Below are 20410 nucleotides of genomic sequence, written 5' to 3' on the forward strand. Positions count from 1 at the left end.
TCAACGATTTTGATTAGAAAGGTAGTTGTGGAACGGTTGCGGTTGTTATGTGCCGTATTTATTTTTTTAATTCACTTTTTAATTTTTCAACGTATGGTCCAAAACGTTTGTCTTTATCAATTTCTGTTTTTGCTATCCATTCGTTGAATTTCTCAATATTTTTTTGGCGAAAATATTCACCTAAAATATTATAAGCATTTTCAGCATTATAAGTTTTATCCTCAACAACTTTTAAAATTTTTTCATATGTTTCAATCGCATCTTTAAGCTGATTGTTATGTATTTGTGAATATAAAAGTTCTTTATAAGTGTAAGCGTCTTTTGGGTCCTGTTTGATTGCCTCTTTCAATATGATAATAGCTTTTTCAGATTGATTTAAGCAGTTATAAGAATATCCTAACTCAACACGTAATCCTTTATAATCGGGATTAATTTTGTTAGCTTTTTCTAAGAACTCCAAAGCCTTTGCACATTCTCCCCAACCATTATACATAAATCCCCATTTATATAATCGCTCGATTGAGTTTTCATTTTCTTTATAATATTTTAGCCATTCTGGAAATTTTGAAATGCCTAATTCAGAATAATGTGATTCAGGAATGATAGCAACTAATCTATTGTTAGGTTGTAATCTAACTTTCATTGAGCCATCTAATTCTTTCTTTTTGATAATGAACTTTCCATTATTATCAATCTTAAATGATCCAGCGTAATCTAAAGTCAATCCAGTTTGCGAATCTATGTATATAAAACCAAAATTATAAGAACCAACAGAGTCAGCTTCAAAGGCAACCCATTTGTCTTCACTTTGAACAAATTTTGTATTAAAAACAAGTTTGTCTTGCGCAAAGCAATTTAATGTTGATAGAAAAAGAATAGTTAAAAGTATGTTTTTCATATTAAGCGGTTTTAAAATGGTTGGCAACTAGATAATTAGCAAAATCCCTTCCATTTTTTCAATCTTCAAAAACAAGATTAACCTATTTAAAAACAGCAAATTGCACCAATAAGTTTTTGCGTGTTTTGAATATCTTAAATTGATACTTGTTTCGCTTTTTGTTTTGGTTATTAAAAAATTGATCATTTTTATCCTTTGCTAATTTACGCGTTTCTTTGCTACCCAAAACTACTTACTTATAGGTATTTTTTACTAACGCACGTATTTTTTGCAACGATACGTTTCGCGCACTTCCGCGCACAAGGGATTGCAACGGAAAGCCGTGACACGAAACGGCGCTTGAAGCTGGTTTTGGTGCAGCGACTGAAAGAAGCTGTGCAAAAACCGTAGCTGAAACGCGGTTGCGTGTTGCGCCTTGGAGTGGAAAGCCCGATCTGCCGCTGCACGAACTTCCACCAAATACCGGCGGCAGGATGTGCCCTGAAAAATACGAATCATGTAACCCGTTCTTTAATCTCAAGGAACTGAAAATGAATGCGTCGCAGGTGGGTGTTGCAAACCCCTGTCCTAGCCTGCCCTTTTTGCCATGTTATGACCGCTATTTTTTTTCATTCCAAGCCCAATTCACAAGTCGTGTTTGAAATTAGGTGACTATATTTGCGCAGATTTTTTATTGCTATGAGAATTTCCTACAATTGGCTGAAACAATTTTTGAAAACCGACCAAAATCCGGACGAACTCGCCGTAGTGCTCACCGATTTAGGTCTTGAAGTGGAAAGCGTAGAAGCTTTTGAATCGGTTAAAGGCGGACTGAAAGGCGTTGTTGTGGGACATGTACTTACCTGCGAAAAACACCCCAATGCCGACCGTTTGAAGGTAACTACCGTTGATGTGGGTGAAGCTACTCCGCTACAAATTGTGTGCGGTGCCGCCAATGTTGCCGCCGGACAAAAAGTTCCTGTAGCCACTATCGGCGCGGTTTTGCATACGCACAGCGGCGAATCGTTTACCATTAAAAAAGGAAAAATCAGAGACGTGGAAAGCTTTGGCATGATTTGCGCCGAAGACGAAATTGGTCTCGGCAGCAGTCACAACGGGATTTTAGTGCTCGACAGCAAACTGAAACCCGGAACCGCCCTCGCCGCCACTTACAATATTGAAAGCGATTTTATTTTCGAAATCGGATTAACACCAAACCGTGCCGATGCCATGTCGCACCTTGGCGTAGCACGAGATTTACGTGCCGGCTTGCTCCAAAAGTCGAGCGTTCCGGAATTGCAAACCCCATCGATTTCAAGCTTCCGCGTCGACAAACGCACACTCAAAATTGATGTAAAAGTAGCCGACAGCAAACTGGTGCCTCGCTATTGCGGCGTTACCATTTCGGGCGTAACCGTAAAAGACTCGCCTACTTGGCTGCAAAATAAACTAAAAGCCATTGGCTTAACGCCGAAAAATAATGTGGTAGACGTTACGAACTACGTGTTGCACGAACTCGGACAACCGCTACACGCATTCGATACCGCGAAGATAAACGGTCAGAAAATAAACGTTCGAACGGCCACAGCTGGCGAGAAATTACTGACACTCGACGATCAAGAACGCGAATTACACGAAGACGATTTGGTAATTGCTGATGCACAAAATCCGCTTTGCTTGGCAGGCGTTTTTGGTGGAAAAAACTCGGGTGTATCGAACGAAACCACGGCAATTTTCTTGGAAAGCGCGTATTTTAATCCGGTTTCGGTTCGCAAAACAGCCAAACGACACGGTTTAAGTACCGATGCCTCGTTTCGATTTGAACGCGGGATCGATCCGAACATTACAGAATATGCCTTGAAACGCGCCGCTTTGTTGATTCAAGAAGTGGCTGGTGGCGAAATTACGTCGGATATCATCGACATTCATCCCAAGAAAATCGAGCCGTTTACCGTTTTCCTTAACTTACAAAAAGCACAGAAAATCATCGGACAGCAAATTCCAGCCGATACGATTAAGAAAATACTCGCTTCGCTCGACATTAAAATCAATAGCGTAACCGACACCGGTTTGGGATTGTTGATTCCGCCGTATCGTGTTGATGTTCAGCGCGAAATCGACGTGATCGAAGAGATACTTCGCGTGTACGGCTACAACAATATTCAGTTTTCGAAGAAATTGAACGCTACTGTAGCGAATTCGCCAAGAACGGAGTCGTTTAAATTGGAAAACAGCATTGCCACGCAATTGGCTGCGAACGGTTTCTATGAGATGATGGCCAATTCGTTAACATCACCGGAACATGCATCAGAAGATGCTGTAAAATTACTGAATCCGCTTAGTTCGGATTTAGCTGTATTGCGCACCAACATGCTCGATTCGGCTTTGGAAGCCGTTGCCTACAACAGCAATCGCAAGAACAAAGATTTGAAGTTTTTCGAGTTCGGAAAAGTATATCACACCAACAACGGTGCGTACCAAGAAGCCAAAAAACTGACCTTGGTAATTACCGGAAATAGATACGGCGAAAACTGGATTACTCCGGCACAACCGACCTCGTTTTACGAATTGAAAGCTATCGTAACGAATATTCTCAAACGCTTAGGAATAGATCGGTACGACAATGAGAGTTTCAGTTCGGAATCGATTAGCGAAGGTTTGCGTTTGTTTGATCGCGAAGGTACGTTAGCTAGCATTGGTTTGGTTCACGGCGCTTCGTTAAAAAAGCACGGCATCAAACAAGCGGTTTTTTACGCCGAACTCGATTGGGAAGCCGTTTGCAAGCGCGTTACTACGAAGTTAAAAATTACCGACATTCCGAAATTCCCAGAAGTGAGCCGCGATTTGGCACTGCTGCTCGACGAGTCGGTTTCTTTTAACGACTTGGCCCAGGCCGCTAAACAAACCGAGAAAAGTTTGTTGAAGTCGGTTGACTTATTCGACGTTTACGTAGGCGAGAATTTACCTGCTGGCAAAAAATCGTACGCATTGAGCTTTGTGTTGCAAGACAAGGATAAAACATTGACTGACAGTCAGATTGACAAAGTAATGTCGAAATTAACCGACGTTTTCGCGAAGCAATTCGAGGCTACGTTGCGTTAATAGTGCTGTAACGGCTGTTTTTTAAGGCAAAGTATAGCTGAGCGGATGCTGCTTTTTCAGTTTTAAATGGAAAAGTAGTTAAAAAAGCTAGCCAACTAAACGCCAACACTTTAACATCTGTTTATTTCAACAGCTTCATTTACTTCGCTATTTTTATAAAAACTTTTGAGTATATGAAAATGCCTGTTGTCGATTTAGAAAAATCCTTGAAAGACCTTCGCAAGAAGGAAGCCTTGCATGTTGAAAATACGATCCGCGCGATTTTTGAGAACTTAGATCGCGAACGCGCCGACATTAAAGCGCGTATCGAAAACTCAGATCGCAAATATCAAACTCTTTTTAAGCAAGATAAATTAGATTTATCGCGCGTTTATAGTTTAGAGTCTATTCGCGAATTGGCACTGTCGTACCGTTTACGCTTTTTGCCTTCGTCGCTTTTCATCAGCGGAATTCCGGAAGATACCATTACAAAAGTTCGTGCGTTAGAGAAAGAACACGACACTACAATTAGCTCTTTTTTTATCTTGGCGCCGGCAAAATCGTTTAAGTTGAAAAGCTACGACGATCCGTTGTTGTTTACGTACATCGGCGACGGTTTGTACTACCTTATCGACAAATGGGGCACCGATTTAAGCGCTGCGCGTAAAATACAAGCCTTTCCGCTTCGAAATTTGAATACATTCTTGATTACTTGCGTAGTTGTGTCGATTTTACTAACACTTTGCGCGCCGATTTCGAGATTGGGAGAGACGGTTCCAATGGCTGGTTTCATTTTGTTTTTGTTCATGTTTAAATCGGTTATTGCCGTTGCGGGATATTGCCTATTTATGAACAAACAAAATTTGAGTTCGGTGGTATGGAATTCGGATTATCGTGAAGAGTAAACTTTTACTTGTAAACCACCGGTGAGCATTGAGCGAATTTCACTTTTGATTTGATCGGAAAATTATACGTTTTCAAAAATTCAGAAAGCAGTTGCTGAAAGGTAGCTGCTTTTTTTGCGTCTAGATTTTTGAAATCGAATAAAAAATAATCAACGGTACCGTTTTCATTGAAGTAAATCCGATTGAAACCGCGGGTTTGTTGCTCCCAGCTGAAATCAGATTTGGCTAAAAACGAACCGAACTCGGCCAGCATGTTTTGATAAGCTTCCGTAAAAATGCGTTGCTCGTCTTCTGTCTTAAACACCGCCAAATCGAGATTGGTATGAAGTGCACTTTTGTAGCGTGCGTCGAGTTCGCTCACTTTATTGCCTTGCGCTTCGTAGGCGCTAAAACTGCTCACCACTTGCGACAAACTGTGCTGCGACAAGCAAATAATGAAAACTAGAAGTACTTTTTTCATGAACTTTTTTTTAAGGTCCGCTCCTACTCCAACATCGCTGTACGAATCAACGGCACGGGCGCACTTCCGTACGACAAAAACTGTTCGTGGAATTGTTTTAGATTGAATTTATCTACCATTTTCTTGCGATACGCTGCCCGTAAATCAACGATATCCGAAAAACCTGTGTAGTAGTTGCACAATTGTACTTGCGACAAAGTGGCGCGTTTCCATTTGCCTTCAGCTTCGGCGGTTTGTTGAAAAGCTTCGCGCGTAAGCAAATCGATTACTTGCTTTTCCGACCAATTTTTGGTGTGAATTCCCACGTCAATTATGGTATTGCACGTGCTGCGTAAATTCCATTTGTAGTACATTAACCACATTTCTGGCGTGGCTTTATAGCCGTTTTCGAGCATCATCAACTCCGTGTAAACCGCCCAACCTTCTATCATGGCGCCGTTTCCAAAAAGTGATTTTACCAAACTTTTTGATTGATTACTATACACCAACTGCGCATAGTGGCCAGGAATTGCCTCGTGAATATTCAAAATTTGCAAGGTGTAATTGTTGTATTCGCGCAAGTATGATTCGGCTCGGGCAGCATCCCAACCAGATAAACTTCCGACGTTGTAATACGTATTTCCTTCAATATCGTACGGACCCGGCGATGAAATCGAAGCACCAGCCACACCTGCCATATACGCTGGCTCTTTGCGCACAACTAGCGGTTTGGTAGAGTCGATATAAATGAGCTGCTTTTCGCGAACAAATCGTTCTAATTCTGGAATTTGCTTCTCAATAGCCGATTGAAATTCTTCTGGTTTTACATGATCGAGCGAAAGTACATCGATAACTTTTCGAATGGCCAAAAGTTTATCGGTTGGCATTACTTCATTTTTCATGTACTTTGGCCAAAGCTCTTTTGCAAGATTGTACATGCGCGCATGCAATGAATCCTTATGTTTAAGTGCACGCTCGTAAATTTCTTTAGATGAAAACGTTGAATTAATTTCCAAATCGAATTTCTTGGCATACAAATCGGTTCCTAAACGAAAGCTTCTGAACGGTCCGTTGCGCTTGCCTTCTAAAAATTTCACATAGGCTGTAACGGCTTTAGCAGCGGCTTCGCACGCTTTTAGGTTTTTATCTTTTTGATTTTTGGAGAGTGTCGAATTTTTGAAAAGCTGCGGCAAATCAGTTGTAAATACCGCCTTAGCCGCGTCGTTTTGCGCAATAGCTAATTCTAGATGCTCTTTGGTAACTTGTTTCAAATTTTCTCGCGCCGCAGCATAATACTCAGGAACAAACTGCAAACGATACGCGAGTTCGTTTACTTTCTTGGTGTTTTTTGCATCGACTTTGGTGAGAATCTCCGAAAACTGTCCGCAGGCGTTGTATTCAGCCGGATTCCATTGCCAAGACTTGAGTTCTTTCACAGAAAATTCGATTTGTGCCAACAGATTTTTCAGCAATTCGCAGTCGATTTTATTCAAAGTACTCAAATCGTCGGGGTCGAAATCTTGAAGTTTTTCACGTTGATTTTCAACGAATTCAAGCATTTTAGCTCGAGATTCGGCGTTCGGAACCACCAGTAAACTGTCGTACGCATGATTTCCGTTCGCCACAGCAGCTTCCGGATTTAACTTCCAATAGGCATCAATAAAACTGTTTTTGTAGGAATCAAATTCGGTATCGCCCGGACGATCTTTTAAACACGAAACCAATAGTAATGCTGAAAAAAGTAGCAGATATTTGCGCATGAAAAAATGTTTGTTCTTGTAAATTTATCAAATTTAAATGAAATACTTACGTGCATACTTTTTGAGCTTTATTATAGTTTTAAGAAAGTATGACATCCTTACTTTTATCTTGCAACAAAAATTGAGCGTATGAGTGCTATCAAAATTTTATGGGTTGACGATGAGATTGATCTTCTTAAACCTCACATCATGTTTTTAGAAAAAAAGAACTATCAGGTAACCACCTGCAACAACGGTAGAGACGCCGTTGAGCTCTTTGAAAGTGGCGATTTTGACATCGTTTTTTTGGATGAAAACATGCCCGGCATGAATGGCCTAGAAACGCTCGCTGAAATGAAAGAAAAGAAATCGGCAGTGCCTGTAATCATGATTACCAAAAGTGAAGAAGAGTATATCATGGAAGAAGCAATTGGCTCGAAAATCGCCGATTATTTAATCAAACCTGTAAATCCGAATCAGATTTTATTGAGTTTGAAAAAGAATTTAGATCACTCGCGTCTCGTCTCTGAAAAAGCTACACTCGATTATCAGAAAGAGTTCCGAAAAATTTCTATGGAACTCATGCAGGTAAATACGTTTGAAGATTGGACCGACCTGTATAAGAAGTTACTTTTCTGGGAATTGGAATTGGAAAATATTGAAGATCAGGCGATGATTCAAATTTTAGAATCGCAGAAAGCAGAAGCCAATTCGCAGTTCGGAAAGTTTATTGAGCGCAATTACGCCGAATGGATGCAACCCAAAGCGGCCCGTCCGGTTTTATCTCATACCTTGTTTCGGGAATTAGTTGTTCCGGAAATCAAAAAGAAAGAAGCACCTATTTTGTTTGTGGTGATTGATAATTTGCGATACGACCAGTGGAAAGCCTTTGAATCGACCGTCGGAAATCATTACAAATTGGAGAAAGAAGTGCCGTATTTCGCCATTTTACCTACAGCCACGCAATACGCGCGCAACGCCATTTTTAGTGGATTACTTCCCGTAGAAATGGAAAAGCAATTTCCGCAATATTGGAAAAACGATATTGATGAAGGAGGAAAAAACTTGTATGAAGCCGAGTTCTTAACTGAGCAAATTCGTCGTTTGGGTTTGAATATTAAACAAGAGTATTTCAAGATTACGAATTTAGTTTCGGGTAAGAAATTGGTAGACAGCTTTAAGAGTTTGAAAGGTCACGATTTAGTGACGGTTGTTTACAACTTTGTGGATATGCTTTCGCATGCAAAAACCGAAATGGACGTGGTTAAAGAACTTGCCGGAGATGATAAGGCCTACCGTTCGTTAACTCAGAGTTGGTTCAAGAACTCGCCGCTGTTGGAAATCATTCAACAAGCACAAAAGCTTGGTTTTAAACTAATTATCACTACGGATCACGGTACAATAAACGTTAAGAATCCTTCGAAAGTGATTGGCGATAAAAATACGTCGCTGAATTTGCGTTACAAAACGGGCAAAAGTTTAACGTATGAAGAAAAGGATGTTTTTGTGGTGAAAGATCCGAAATCTGTTGGCTTGCCGACGATTAACATGTCGAGTTCATACATTTTTGCAAAAAACGATTTGTTCTTAGCGTATGTGAACAACTTCAATCATTACGTGAGTTACTACCGGAATTCGTACCAGCACGGCGGAATTTCGCTTGAAGAAATGATTGTTCCTTTTCTCGTTTTCAACCCAAAGAACTGATGGAATTGACTTTTGCTTTAGACGATTTGCCTGCCGCGGCGAGCTTTATTCTGGCAAACGCCCAGCATCGAATTTTACTTTTTGACGCCGAAATGGGCGTGGGAAAAACTACCTTGATTCGCGAACTTGTTTTTCAATTGGGTGGCGGTCGCGTGGGAGGAAGTCCGACGTTTTCTATTGTAAATGAATACGAGATTGCGAACGGAGCTGCCGCGTATCATTTCGATTTGTATCGCTTAAAATCGGAAGCCGAAGCGCTTGATTTTGGTATTGAAGAGTATTTTTACAGCGGATCATACTGCTTTATTGAATGGCCGGATAAAACGCCGAATTTAATTCCGAATTCCAATACGTTGATTTCGATTGAATTATTGGAGAATGGCGATCGGAAGCTTCAAATTAGGAATTAAAAAAATGTAAACATTCGTTAAAAACATCTATCGGATTGTTTAATTTAGGGCGGCCTAAGCAAATGCACTATGTCGATTACACCTTTTACGCACCAACAGCTGCTTCCGCAAGAAGAAAAGCTCGAAATAAGCAAGCAAAAAAGCGAATTGTTTATTGGAATTCCGAAGGAAACGCGTTTTCAAGAACGTCGGATTTGCTTGACACCTGATGCCGTAAATTCATTGGTTTCGCACGGACATCGCGTTATATTGGAAGCGGGCGCTGGCTTGCACTCTTCGTACAGCGATAAAGAATATTCGGACGCCGGTGCGGAAATCACGCACGATACCAAGAAAGTGTTTTCGTGTCCGATGATTTTAAAAGTGGAACCGCCAAGTATCGAGGAAATTGAAATGATGAAGCCCGATAGCTTACTAATTTCGGCAGTGCAGTTAAAAACTCGTCGGAAAGAGCATTTCGAGGCCTTGCAAAAGAAAAAGATTACCGCTCTAGCTTTTGAATTCATTAAAGATTCAGACGGTTCGTACCCCGCAGTTAAGTCGTTAAGCGAAATTGCCGGAACAGCTTCGGTTTTAATTGCCGCCGAATTAATGATTAACGATACATTAGGAAAAGGTTTGTTGTTTGGCAACATTACCGGCGTTCCACCAACCGATGTAGTTATTATTGGTGCTGGAACGGTGGGCGAATTTGCTGCAAAAACCGCCACTGGCTTAGGTGCCAATGTAAAAGTATTCGACAATTCGATTACTAAATTACGGCGATTACAAAACAATTTAAACGTTCCAATTTTTACTTCTACCATACAGCCGAAAGCGTTATTAAAAGCTTTACGCAGAACGGATGTGGCTATTGGAGCCATGCGCGGAAAAGATCGTTGTCCGGTTGTTGTTACCGAAACCATGGTTGAACACATGAAAAAAGGAGCCGTGATTGTTGATGTGAGCATAGACACCGGTGGATGTTTTGAAACTTCGGAAATAACTTCGCACGAAAAACCCACTTTTGTCAAGTACGATGTTATTCACTATTGTGTTCCCAATATTCCGTCGCGCTACAGCAAAACGGCGTCGTTATCGATTAGCAATATACTTACGCCCTATTTACTTCAGATTGCGGAAGATGGCGGTATTGAAGCGGCAATTCGTTGCGATCAAGGATTGAAACACGGCGTGTACTTATATCACGGAATTTTTACAAATAAAACCGTTGCCGATTGGTTTAGTTTTGCGTACAGCGACATTAATTTAATTGTATTCTAAGTATTGAATGTAAGCTGATTAAATAAGCTTTATTGAATATTTTATTTAATGGATTTCTAGTTATTTTACTTGCTCGTAAATGCTTGCAATGGCGTTGTTAAATTGTACAAAAAGCTGCACGAAGCACGTATTTATTTAAGCTATTTTTGCAAAAAATATCAGCATGAAGTTCTACCAACGTTTAGCCTATTATTTATTTGGATGTACAATCGGCGCCATTTTCGTGTATTACATGATTGGCGGGAAAGATGTGGGTTGTTCGTATTTTCCGAATGCGCGTGTTTTGAAAGACATTCGTCGTAAGCCAGCTGTTTATAGCGATTCGGCTCGTATGCAGATGCAAGTTTTAAAAATTGATACGGCAGATGTTCGGAAAATCATGACGTATGGCGACGTTGATTTTGGCCGTAGTAACAAACCTACTCAGGGCGGAAAACTCTACATAGTTGAAGGTCGAAACAAGCAAAACGAACCGATTGAAGTTGCTGTTGTTAACGGATCGGAAAAAGTTCTGATAAAATCGTTTGCTAAATTGAAGTAAAGTTCCTTTTCGTGCGGACGTATTTTCGTGCACTTATTTGCGTGAGGGATTGCAGCGGCATCCCCCAATGGCAATTGGGGATAGAGCGGAAAGCCCGACGGCGCCCTTACGGTATTGGCTAAGACAGTTGCGCCGGCACGCCCAAATCCGAAAAAGACCTCAAATAAAAAGTATTTGAACGATTGTTAAAGTAGTTTTTTGGCTACTGAAATCCCGTATTTTTGAACGAAACAGCATTTACGGTATGCCTAAGCGAACATCGATAAAAGACGTGACGGATCTGGAAGATTTAAACGATTTGAATGAGATTGTGCATGATAAGCGTGTGAATAAGCGAGATAATTCGAAAAAAGAGCGTCGTAACCGTCATTATGTCAAGGTTTTAATAAAATCGCAATTGCGAAATCCAGAAACCGACAATTCGTACGGCGAACGCCTTCCCTAGCCTATGATTAAAATTGCGTTTGATCCGATTTACGCCCATCCTTTACCGGAAAATCACCGGTTTCCGATGTTGAAATACGAATTGATTCCGCAACAATTATTGCACGAAGGCACTTGTACGGCAGCGCACTTTTTTAGACCGCAGCCGTGTTCGGAAGAAGTGGTTTTATGGACGCATGAAAAGGCGTATTACAACAAGCTGATTCATCAGGAATTAAGTGCAGCGGAGCAGCGAAAAATCGGATTTCCACAATCGCCCGAACTCACCTTGCGCGAATTAATTATTACTCAGGGAACCATCGATGCAGCGATTCACGCTATAGAACACGGAGCCGCTTTAAATGTTGCTGGCGGAACACATCATGCCTTTGCGGAACGCGGTGAAGGATTTTGTTTGCTAAACGACATGGCGATAGCCGCTAACTATTTGTTGCATAAAGATTTACGAAAGAAGATTATCATCATCGATTTGGACGTTCATCAAGGAAACGGAACTGCAAAATTGATGGAAAACAATGCCCAGGTATTTACCTTTAGCATGCACGGCGCTACGAATTATCCGTTTCATAAAGAAAAATCGGATTTAGACGTCGGTTTAGCCAACGGAACCACGGGCGCTACGTATTTATCGATTTTAAACGAAACACTGCCGAAACTACTCGATGATGTACAGCCAGATTTTGCATTTTATTTGGCGGGAGTAGACATACTGGAAACCGATAAGTTTGGGAAATTACAGGTGAGTATGGAAGATTGCAAAACGCGCGATTTAATTGTATTTCAAGAACTTAAAAAAAGGAATATTCCGGTAACTGTGGCTTTGGGCGGCGGATATTCGCCAGAGGTAAAAACAATTGTTGAAGCGCATTGCAATACCTTTCGTTTAGCGGTTGATTTGTTTGATTAACAAATACTTACATCAGTAAAAAACACGCTTGTTCGTTGCTGGAAAACAGAAAAATTGCTTGAGCTTTATTTTTTGGAAAATCGCTTGTATTAAAGATGGTAAAGACACGGCTTTTTATTTAATTTTGGAAACTTAATTAAAACAGCATGTCTACAGTAACTTTGGGCGGAAACGCCGTTCAAACCTCGGGTGATTTACCACAAATTGGCGCAGCAGCACCAGCTTTTACTTTAGTTAAAACCGATTTATCAGAGATCCACTTGTCGGATTATGCCGGGAAGCGCGTTATTTTAAATATTTTTCCAAGTATCGATACGCCTACTTGCGCAACCTCGGTACGCATGTTCAATCACAAAGCGGCGCAATTAGAAAACACAGCTATTTTGTGTATTTCACGTGACTTACCTTTTGCTATCAAACGTTTTTGTGGTGCTGAAGGTATTGAAAACGTATATGCTGTTTCTGATTTTAGAGAGGGGCAATTTGGAAAAGATTACGGTTTGGAATTCGTTACCGGTCCGTTAAAAGGTTTACATGCGCGTTCAGTAATTGTTGTTGACACTGATGGCAAAGTTATTTATACTGAATTAGTTCCTGAGGTCGCAAATGAGCCGAATTACGAGCAAGCCCTAGCCGGCTTGAAATAAGAGGCAATGAAGACAGATCACAGTTTTGTTACCGGCCGTTTAAAAAGTTTCAAATTTGCGATAAAAGGCGCATATAAATTGGTGACTACCGAGCATAGTATTATGGTGCAAAGTTCGCTTGCCGTTTTATTGATATTTTTGGGATTTTACGTAGGCATTTCGCGCACCGAATGGATGTTGCAAACATTGGCCTGCGGTTTGGTTTTAGGAATCGAAGGCTTAAACACTGCTGTGGAAAAGATTGCCGATTTCATTCATCCAGATTATCACAAAAAAATTGGTTTCATAAAAGATATTGCAGCAGGAGCCGTTTGTTTTGCAGCTATTACAGCAGTTGCCGTTGGCTTACTCATTTATCTACCGTATTTTATATAAACTTCGATTGCAGGTATGGCAAAGAAAACGAAATCAGAATCGGAGCAAGCAAGTGCACCTAAAACGTCGAAAATTTTCAGCAGACAAAATATTGTTATTGCTGGTTTTGTGCTGACATTAGTGTCGGTTGCCATGCTTTTGGCTTTCATTTCTTTTTTTATATCCGGCTCACAAGATCAGAGTGCTTTAGACGCTTTCGCGGATCGATCCGAACCCGTTTCGAATTGGCTGGGAAAAACGGGAGCATTCATCGCTGAGTTTTTTCTCCATCAAGGTTTTGGCGTTGCCTCGTTCCTTTTGGTGCGTTTGTTGTTTCTAACCGGTTTGTATATGATTTTAGACATCCCGGTGGTTAAGCTTCGCGGCACCTGGTTCTGGGACTTGTTTGCGATTTTAATCGTTTCAGTTTCGCTCGGATTTTTTGCCAACTTCTTACCGGAATTAGGAGGTATGGTTGGTTACGAGCTAAACGATTTGCTGCAAGATTTTGCCGGAAAAGCAGGAACAGCACTTATTTTGGTTCTTGGACTTATTGTTTACCTGATTTTTAAGGTGAAGATATCGCCCGACTTTGTTAAAACCTTTTTTGAAAAACCTGAAAAAGCAGCGCCTTCTGAAGACGACCTCAAAGCAGCTGCCGCCGCTCAATCGGTAGCAACAACTTATAATTTAGAAGAATTTGCCGTAGAAGATACCACCGCCGCTACTGTTGCACCCGCCGCAGCTGTGGATTTTTCTATTGAAGAAGAAGACATCCCAGAACCCGTTTTAATCTCGAAACCTAGCGCATTTGAAATCGATAAAGAGGCGTTAAAACCTACCATTGGTTCAGCATCGGAAATTCAATTAAAAACCGAACCGCAGCGCCAAGAAATTTCGTTAGATCTTACAAACGATGACGATATCGAAATTGAAGGCCATCACGTAGATCCTGAAGAGGCTTTTGTGATTGAGAAAGTCGAGGAAGAAATTGTGGTTAGTGAAAATTTAGCCGATCGTTTGGTGGCCGATTTTGGTTTGTTCGATCCGACGCTCGACCTATCGAATTACAAATTTCCGTCGATTGATTTATTGAAAGATTACGCTTCTGGCGGAATTACGATCAATCAAGAAGAACTAGAAGAAAATAAGAATCGTATTGTTGAAACTTTGCGCAATTACAAAATTGAGATTGCACAAATCAAGGCAACAGTAGGTCCGTCGGTAACTTTATATGAAATTGTTCCAGAAGCGGGAATTCGAATTTCGAAGATTAAGAGTTTGGAAGACGATATTGCTTTATCGCTTTCAGCTTTAGGAATTCGAATCATTGCACCGATTCCAGGAAAAGGAACGATTGGTATTGAAGTTCCGAACAAGAATCCGACAACAGTTTCGATGAAAAGTGTTATTGCTTCCACGAAATTTCAGGAAGCAGAAATGGAGTTACCTATTGCGCTTGGAAAAACGATTAGTAACGAAACTTTTGTTGTTGACTTAGCTCGTATGCCTCACTTATTGATGGCGGGAGCAACAGGTCAGGGTAAGTCGGTCGGTTTGAACGCCGTTCTCACTTCATTACTTTACAAGAAGCATCCTGCCGAAGTTAAGTTTGTATTGGTAGATCCTAAGAAAGTTGAATTAACACTATTCAATAAAATTGAGCGTCATTATTTGGCTAAATTACCAGATACGGAAGATGCGATTATTACAGATAACAATAAGGTTATCAATACATTGAATTCGCTTTGCGTGGAAATGGACAACCGTTACTCGTTGTTGAAAGATGCCATGGTTCGCAACATTAAGGAATACAACGAGAAGTTTAAGCAACGTAAATTAAATCCAGAATTAGGGCATCGATTTTTACCATATATCATCCTAGTAGTTGATGAGTTTGCGGATTTGATTATGACAGCTGGAAAAGAGGTAGAAACACCAATTGCCCGTTTGGCTCAGTTGGCGCGTGCTATCGGAATTCACTTAATCATCGCCACACAGCGCCCCTCGGTGAATGTAATCACGGGGATCATTAAAGCGAATTTCCCGGCGCGTATTGCGTTTCGAGTTACTTCGAAAATCGATAGCCGTACGATTTTAGATACGCAAGGTGCAGATCAGTTAATTGGTCGAGGCGACTTGCTGTACAGCAACGGAAATGACGTAATTCGTGTGCAGTGTGCTTTTGTTGACACGCCTGAAGTGGAACGAATTACCGAGTATATTGGTTCGCAAAAAGCGTATCCAAATGCATATTTATTGCCAGAATATGTTGGCGACGAAGAAAGTGGCATTAAACTTGATATAGATGTGTCGGAACGCGATTCGATGTTCCGCGAAGCTGCCGAGATTATTGTGACAGCACAACAAGGTTCAGCCTCTTTATTGCAACGAAAGTTGAAATTGGGTTACAACCGCGCTGGCCGATTAATCGATCAACTGGAAGCCGCCGGAATCGTTGGTCCGTTTGAAGGAAGCAAAGCCCGTAACGTAAATTTTACAGATTTAGCGAGCTTGCATCAGTTTTTAAATAACGAAGAAAACAACAAGTGATGATTTCTAAAAGTCAACGTGCTTTTAAAAAAGCTTATCTTACAACTGTTCTATCCTTTTTATGTATCTGTTTGAGTGCGATTTCTGGTTTCGCCCAAGACAAGAAAGCAAAGAGCTTACTCGATGAAGTTACTGCTAAGGTTAGAAGTTATAATAACATAAGTATCGAATTCAAATACAGTTTACAGAATAGCCGCGAGAATGTTAATCAAGAATCTAAAGGAAGCGTTATTCTGGAAGGCGACAAGTATTTGCTGAATTTCATGGGAACAACAAAACTTTTTGATGGCAAGAAAGTTTACACTATAGTTCCAGAAGATGAAGAAGTGAGCATTTCAAAATACGATGATAACGACAGCAATGCGATAACACCTTCAAAAATGCTGACGTTCTTTAATAGTGGTTACAAATATTATTGGGACATTCTTCAAAATGTAAAAGGACGAAAAATTCAATACATAAAATTGGTTCCTACTTCTTCTAAAGATCAGCGTAAAGAAGTGCTTTTGGGAATCGACGTGCAGACAAAGCACATTTATAACATGATTGAAAGTGGGAAGAATGGAACAAAAACCACTTTGACTGTTAATTCCTTTAAGACAAATCAGCCATTGTCAAAAAATCAGTTTACTTTTGTGGCCTCGAAATACCCGAACTACTACATCAATAAACTCGACTAGCCAAGAGCAGTGAAAATACTGGACCGGTACATACTGATATCATTTCTTCGAACATTCATTTCGGTATTTCTCATTCTGTTTTTTGTTTTTATTCTCCAAGGTGTTTGGTTGTTTATTTCCGACCTTGCAGGTAAAGATCTTGATGCCGCGTCTATTTTAAAATTCATGGTCTTTTTCATGCCGAGCATTGTCCCAATGGCTTTACCGCTATCGATATTGCTGGCTTCGATCATGACTTTCGGAAACTTATCGGAAAACTACGAATTCGCCGCAATGAAATCGGCTGGCGTATCTTTGCAACGCGTGATGCGCAGTTTGATGGTCTTTATCTTTTTACTCAGCGGACTCGCCTTTTTGTTTGCCAATAACGTAATCCCCTACTCGCAATACCGCTTTTTGAATTTCAAAAGTAACATTGCACAGGTTAAACCAGCCATGGCTATTTCGGAAAGTCAGTTTAGCGAAATCGGTTCTTTCAATATTAAAGTAGACAAGAAAAGTGGAGAAAAAGGCAACGATTTAACTGGCGTTACGATCCATAAAAGCAGTCAGAATTCGATTTCAAATACTACCGTTATAAAAGCGAAACGAGGAAAACTGCTATCGAGTGAAAATTCGAATACGCTACAATTAGCGCTGTACGACGGAATTCAATACGAAGATATTATCCCAAAAAAATACGAAGAGCGACAAAAGCTTCCGTTTACAAAAACTTCATTCAAACAGTATAATATAAACATCGACTTAACTAAACTGAATAAAGTTGATGTTAACGAAGCTAATATCAATAATTCAAGCTCGATGCTTACGATTGGGGAATTGAACTACGCTTTAGATTCACTCAAAAAAGATATCAATAAAGAAAAGAAATCGTTTGCCGATAATATCAAATACAAACCAAACCTAGTCATTGCCAAGGAAGCAGATACGCTAAAAAAAGACAGCGTTTCAAAGAAAATTACCAGTTCATTGAATTATTTTGATAAACTATCAAACTCGGAAAAAGTAAGAGTTTTAGACAATGCGTTAGGGACAATTTCTAGCTTACAATTCTCCATTTCAGGGTCTTCCGATGAGTTTTCCTATAAACAAAAAAACATCAATCTACATTGGTTGTCAATATTCGACAAATTTGTGATTGCATATGCATGTGTTTTAATGTTCTTTATTGGTGCACCATTAGGAGCAATCATCAGAAAAGGAGGCTTTGGGTTGCCAATAGTTTTTGCCATTTTGATTTTTATAATTTTCCATTTCACCAATACATTCGGAAAGAAAATTGCGCAAGAAGACGGCATGCCGCCATTTTTAGGATCGTGGTTGTCGTCGATCATTCTTACACCTTTGGCCTTATCACTAACGTATCGTGCAACAAACGATACCGGACTCATTAACTTCGACGGCATAAACTCCTTTTTTCAACGAATATTTCAAAAAAAATCTGCCAACTAATTCAGTTATGATTGTACTCAATACCATAGAAGAAGCCATTGAAGACATCCGACAAGGAAAAGTCATAATTGTTGTTGACGATGCTGATCGGGAAAATGAAGGCGACTTTCTTGCTGCGGCAGAAAAGGTGACGCCCGAAATGATTAACTTCATGGCTACACACGGACGAGGTTTGATTTGTGCTCCCTTGAGCGAATCGCGCTGCAAAGAACTTGATCTGCGTGCGATGGTTGCCAACAATACCGACCATTTAGAAACCGCGTTTACCGTATCGGTTGATTTAAAAGGACATGGCGTAACAACTGGCATTTCCGCTGCCGACCGAGCAAAGACAATCTTAGCGCTAGTTGACCCAGCTACAAAACCATTTGATTTAGCACGTCCAGGGCATATATTCCCACTAGTGGCGAAACAAGGTGGTGTTTTGCGAAGAACCGGACACACAGAAGCAGCTATTGATTTCGCACGACTAGCTGGTTTTAAACCCGCGGGCGTTATATGCGAAATCATGAACGAAGACGGTACAATGTCGCGCCTACCACAACTCGTAGAGGTGGCAAAGAAATTCGATTTGAAATTGGTTTCAATCGAAGATTTAGTAGCATACCGCATGCAGCACGATAGTTTGATTTCGAAAAAAGAAGATTTCGAAATTCAAACCCGTTTTGGAAATTACCGCTTACGTGCCTACCAGCAAACGACCAACAAGCAAGTACATATTGCACTTACGTTAGGAACTTGGAATGCCGGCGACGAAGTACTTACGCGGATAAATTCAAGTCAGGTTAATAACGACTTACTTGGAACCTTAACGCACAATGCCGAGGAAAAACTCGATGACATGTTTCGCGTGATCAACCAGGAAGGTAAAGGAGCTGTGGTTTTCATCAATCAAGATATGACGGCCGTTAATATGTTAAACCGACTCGCAGAATTGCGTCAGCTTCAAAGCCAAGGCGAGATGAAAGCGCCCCGTATTGTAATCGACAATAAAGACTTTGGCATTGGAGCGCAGATTTTACATGACCTAGATATCACTAAAATTCGCATGATTACCAATACGCAACAAAGTAAACGTGTGGGTATGATTGGCTATGGATTGGAAATTACAGAGTACGTTACATACTAAGTTCGTTTCTTTTCTTCAATCTAAAAGCGGTAGTTTTTCTTAAACTCGCGCATACTTTGGAATTCTTAACATTGAAAAACGGCTTTCCCTGTTTATCTTTGGGTTGAAATTCACAAATTATGCAACATTTAATAGACCGTTTTATATCCTACGTTACCATCGATACACAATCTGATGCCGCATCAAATACAGTTCCAAGCACCAAAAAACAGCTCGACTTAGCGCGTTTATTGGTTAAAGAATTGAAAGCCATCGGAATGTCGGATGTTACGAAGGATCACAAAGGTTATGTAATGGCAACGCTTCCTTCCAATGTTGAACACGAAGTTCCAACCATCGGTTTTGTTTCACATTACGATACAACTCCTGATTTCACGGGAACAAATGTGAAACCACAAATAGTTCACAATTACGACGGTTCGGATATTTTACTTAATGCCGACCAAAATATCGTTCTATCGCCCTCGTATTTCAAAGATTTATTGAAGTACAAAGGACAAACACTGATTACTACAGACGGAACAACTTTACTTGGCGCCGACGATAAAGCCGGAATTACTGAGATCGTTTCGGCTATGGAATACCTAATTCAAAATCCTGACATTAAGCACGGAAAAATTCGCGTTTGTTTTACGCCTGATGAGGAAATTGGTCGTGGTGCCGACTTTTTTGATGTGAAGAAATTTGGTGCACAATGGGCTTATACCATGGACGGCAGTGAGATTGGTGAATTGGAATACGAGAATTTCAATGCAGCTTCAGCAAAACTTGTCTTTAAAGGAAAAAGTGTACACCCAGGCTATGCAAAAGGAAAAATGATTAATGCCATGACTTTGGCTGCGCATTTTATTGCCGACTTACCTAAAGATGAAACTCCAGAAACCACTAAAGGTTACGAAGGATTTTATCATGTTCACCATTTGCATGGAAGTATTGAAGAGAGCGTTGTTGAACTAATTATTCGCGATCACAGCTACAAGAAATTTGTGAAACGTAAAGAGTTTGTTCACGATTTAGCAAAAAAATTGAATAAGAAGTACAAAAAGCAATTTGGCGATGAAATTGTAAGTTGTGAGATTCGCGATCAATATTACAACATGCGTGAAAAGGTTGAACCAGTGATGTTTATTGTCGATTTAGCCGAACAAGCCATGAAAGATCTAGGTATCAAACCAATCATCAAACCAATTCGAGGAGGAACAGATGGTTGCCGACTATCGTATATGGGATTACCTTGCCCGAACATCTTTGCAGGTGGACATAATTTCCATGGAAAATACGA

The 20410-nt window shown here is 40.4% G+C and carries 18 protein-coding genes; 15 read left to right on the forward strand and 3 right to left on the reverse strand.

The window, feature by feature from the left end; genetic code table 11:
• Window positions 1-58: 58 nt before the first annotated feature.
• On the reverse strand, window positions 59-898 hold the full coding sequence (locus tag ACOVQQ_RS01445; protein ID WP_421816618.1) for a tetratricopeptide repeat protein: 840 nt from the start codon (window positions 896-898) through the stop codon (window positions 59-61).
• Window positions 899-1576: 678 nt separating this feature from the next.
• Between ACOVQQ_RS01445 and pheT the strand changes: the two genes are divergently transcribed.
• Complete coding sequence (gene pheT, locus ACOVQQ_RS01450) at window positions 1577-3979, forward strand: phenylalanine--tRNA ligase subunit beta (RefSeq protein WP_421816619.1); 2403 nt, start codon at window positions 1577-1579, stop codon at window positions 3977-3979.
• A gap of 173 nt (window positions 3980-4152) precedes the next feature.
• Entirely contained in the window at window positions 4153-4863 is a 711-nt protein-coding gene (locus ACOVQQ_RS01455) for a hypothetical protein (RefSeq protein WP_421816620.1), read from the forward strand.
• A gap of 4 nt (window positions 4864-4867) precedes the next feature.
• Here the strand turns inward: ACOVQQ_RS01455 and ACOVQQ_RS01460 are convergent, their stop codons facing one another.
• Window positions 4868-5323, reverse strand: coding sequence for a hypothetical protein (locus ACOVQQ_RS01460; RefSeq protein WP_421816621.1), 456 nt, complete (start codon window positions 5321-5323; stop codon window positions 4868-4870).
• Between the two features lie 23 nt (window positions 5324-5346).
• On the reverse strand, window positions 5347-7062 hold the full coding sequence (locus ACOVQQ_RS01465; protein ID WP_421816622.1) for a DUF885 domain-containing protein: 1716 nt from the start codon (window positions 7060-7062) through the stop codon (window positions 5347-5349).
• A 129-nt stretch (window positions 7063-7191) separates the two neighbouring features.
• Between ACOVQQ_RS01465 and ACOVQQ_RS01470 the strand changes: the two genes are divergently transcribed.
• The 13 genes from ACOVQQ_RS01470 to pepT all read left to right on the forward strand — a co-directional run.
• The gene (locus tag ACOVQQ_RS01470) at window positions 7192-8748 is read left to right on the forward strand and encodes a response regulator (protein ID WP_421816623.1); all 1557 of its coding nucleotides are present in this window, start codon (window positions 7192-7194) and stop codon (window positions 8746-8748) included.
• A complete protein-coding gene (gene tsaE / locus ACOVQQ_RS01475) occupies window positions 8748-9158 on the forward strand; it encodes a tRNA (adenosine(37)-N6)-threonylcarbamoyltransferase complex ATPase subunit type 1 TsaE (protein WP_298144381.1) in 411 nt (136 codons plus the stop codon). Before ACOVQQ_RS01470 ends, tsaE begins: the two co-directional genes overlap by 1 nt.
• 69 nt (window positions 9159-9227) lie before the next feature.
• On the forward strand, window positions 9228-10421 hold the full coding sequence (locus tag ACOVQQ_RS01480; RefSeq protein ID WP_094485099.1) for an alanine dehydrogenase: 1194 nt from the start codon (window positions 9228-9230) through the stop codon (window positions 10419-10421).
• Between the two features lie 163 nt (window positions 10422-10584).
• Complete coding sequence (locus tag ACOVQQ_RS01485) at window positions 10585-10962, forward strand: DUF4258 domain-containing protein (RefSeq protein WP_421816624.1); 378 nt, start codon at window positions 10585-10587, stop codon at window positions 10960-10962.
• 244 nt (window positions 10963-11206) lie between these two features.
• Window positions 11207-11407 carry a hypothetical protein gene (locus tag ACOVQQ_RS01490; RefSeq protein WP_094485097.1) on the forward strand — a complete coding sequence of 67 codons (201 nt, stop codon included), beginning with the start codon at window positions 11207-11209 and terminating at the stop codon, window positions 11405-11407.
• Between the two features lie 3 nt (window positions 11408-11410).
• Window positions 11411-12313, forward strand: coding sequence for a histone deacetylase (locus ACOVQQ_RS01495; protein ID WP_421816625.1), 903 nt, complete (start codon window positions 11411-11413; stop codon window positions 12311-12313).
• Between the two features lie 146 nt (window positions 12314-12459).
• On the forward strand, window positions 12460-12960 hold the full coding sequence (tpx, locus tag ACOVQQ_RS01500; RefSeq protein ID WP_421816626.1) for a thiol peroxidase: 501 nt from the start codon (window positions 12460-12462) through the stop codon (window positions 12958-12960).
• Between the two features lie 6 nt (window positions 12961-12966).
• Window positions 12967-13335 (forward strand): diacylglycerol kinase family protein, encoded by a 369-nt coding sequence (locus ACOVQQ_RS01505; RefSeq protein ID WP_421816627.1) that lies wholly within the window; start codon window positions 12967-12969, stop codon window positions 13333-13335.
• Window positions 13336-13350: 15 nt separating this feature from the next.
• Complete coding sequence (locus ACOVQQ_RS01510) at window positions 13351-15867, forward strand: DNA translocase FtsK (protein WP_421816628.1); 2517 nt, start codon at window positions 13351-13353, stop codon at window positions 15865-15867.
• Window positions 15867-16547 carry a LolA family protein gene (locus ACOVQQ_RS01515; RefSeq protein WP_421816629.1) on the forward strand — a complete coding sequence of 227 codons (681 nt, stop codon included), beginning with the start codon at window positions 15867-15869 and terminating at the stop codon, window positions 16545-16547. Before ACOVQQ_RS01510 ends, ACOVQQ_RS01515 begins: the two co-directional genes overlap by 1 nt.
• Window positions 16548-16556: 9 nt before the next feature.
• Complete coding sequence (locus ACOVQQ_RS01520) at window positions 16557-17999, forward strand: LptF/LptG family permease (RefSeq protein ID WP_421816630.1); 1443 nt, start codon at window positions 16557-16559, stop codon at window positions 17997-17999.
• Between the two features lie 7 nt (window positions 18000-18006).
• A complete protein-coding gene (ribB, locus tag ACOVQQ_RS01525) occupies window positions 18007-19128 on the forward strand; it encodes a 3,4-dihydroxy-2-butanone-4-phosphate synthase (protein WP_094485425.1) in 1122 nt (373 codons plus the stop codon).
• Between the two features lie 119 nt (window positions 19129-19247).
• Window positions 19248-20410: peptidase T (gene pepT, locus ACOVQQ_RS01530; protein ID WP_421816631.1), on the forward strand; the 1163-nt coding region annotated here is incomplete at its 3' end.

It is taken from the genome of Flavobacterium sp. (genome assembly GCF_049240005.1).
Taxonomy (GTDB): domain Bacteria; phylum Bacteroidota; class Bacteroidia; order Flavobacteriales; family Flavobacteriaceae; genus Flavobacterium.